This window comes from Bradyrhizobium macuxiense (assembly GCF_001542415.1).
Classification (GTDB): Bacteria; Pseudomonadota; Alphaproteobacteria; order Rhizobiales; family Xanthobacteraceae; genus Bradyrhizobium; species Bradyrhizobium macuxiense.
Genome location: NZ_LNCU01000111.1, coordinates 1 through 862 on the forward strand (window position 1 = coordinate 1; position 862 = coordinate 862).

The following is an 862-nucleotide window of genomic DNA, read 5'->3' on the forward strand; positions in this document are numbered from 1 at the left end:
GCGGAGGGCCGTCGGCGGTGCGGACACGAAGAGCAGCAAATCGAGCTTTCAGCCGCCCTTTCGTCCCGCTGCGCCAACTCACGGTTTTCCATTTGGCGCTGGCCAGCATTTGTTCTGCCGCAATCGATAAGATATCTGGCACGTGGTGCTTTCGTGGTATTCCGCGGACTTTGGTAATCGGCCAAATGAGCTTCACATCGACCGGATACACCTTCAGGTGCCGAGGGATGCCGACAGCCCAGGCCAGCCCGCGCTCTGTTAGCCCTTGTCGAAACGGTGCGCTGAGCCCGTATCCTGCATCCGCCAGCACACATCCAAAGCGCACGTTGGCTGCCATCACGCGGTCAATCTCGGCCAAAGCAATCTCCGGCTTGGACCGTAGCGTTCGGTGTTCGACTGGCACGCGAGCGCGCTTCAAACGAGACACGTTGCTTGTCCAACTATCGGGCAGAAAGAGGCGCAACGCGACCATCACCGGCACTTCGCCGCGCGCAAGCGTCAAAGACACCAGCGTTTGGCAATTTGCCGTTTTGCCGAGAGCCGACGCGTATTGAGCTGCAACACCAACCGAGCGTTCGCCCTTCTTCGGCAGTGAGGTGTCATCAATAACGAGCACCGCATCCCTACCGCCGACAAGTCGGTCCGCCTGGTTGAGCAGCTCCGTCTCCAGCGGCGTCGCGTCCCAGACACCGTCCGCAATGAAATGGTGCAGTTGGTCGTAGTTGCCCGTGGCAAGGCGCTCCGCCATCGGCTGAACGCTCTTGCGATCGCCAGGACCGATCAGTCCCGCAACGTACAGAGGACACATCCGCTGCCGAGTCTTATGACCCAGCCGGTCCAAGAACGGCATCAGCCAGCGTTC

General features: G+C 60.6%; 1 protein-coding gene. It reads right to left on the reverse strand.

Annotation, left to right across the window (positions count from 1 at the left end; genetic code table 11):
• Nucleotides 1-862 (reverse strand): IS701 family transposase (locus AS156_RS33480; protein WP_136626575.1); only part of this gene is annotated, 862 nt, incomplete at both ends.